Annotated in this window: 1 protein-coding gene; it reads right to left on the bottom strand. The window is 73.1% G+C overall.

All coding sequences use genetic code 11. The annotated features are described in order from the left end of the window. On the bottom strand, positions 1-279 hold a 279-nt coding region (locus tag QWJ41_RS21110; protein ID WP_302710452.1), incomplete at both ends, for a hypothetical protein.

Below are 279 nucleotides of genomic sequence, written 5' to 3'. Positions count from 1 at the left end.
GATCGTGTCCTGGGTCGGGATCACGCCGAGCACGCGCCGCCCTTCGGCGAAGTACTCGAGCAGCTGGTCGGCGGCGCCGGCCGGTATGCCGTTGTCCCCGGTGAGCCACTCGGGAAGCCGTGGCGCTGGTGACGACGCGTCGGCGAGACGCTGCTCGACTTCGGCGCGGAAGTCCGAGACCGCGCGCGACAGCTCGTCGCTGCGCGCCGGCGCCTCGCCGAGCCAGAACGGAATGGTCGGTGGCGCTCCCTGCGCATCCGCCACGCGGACGGTACCGCC

It is taken from the genome of Nocardioides cremeus (genome assembly GCF_030518195.1).
Classification (GTDB): Bacteria; Actinomycetota; Actinomycetes; order Propionibacteriales; family Nocardioidaceae; genus Nocardioides; species Nocardioides cremeus.
Note: the sequence above shows the minus strand (reverse complement) of the source record. Positions and strands in the feature narration are given on the sequence as shown.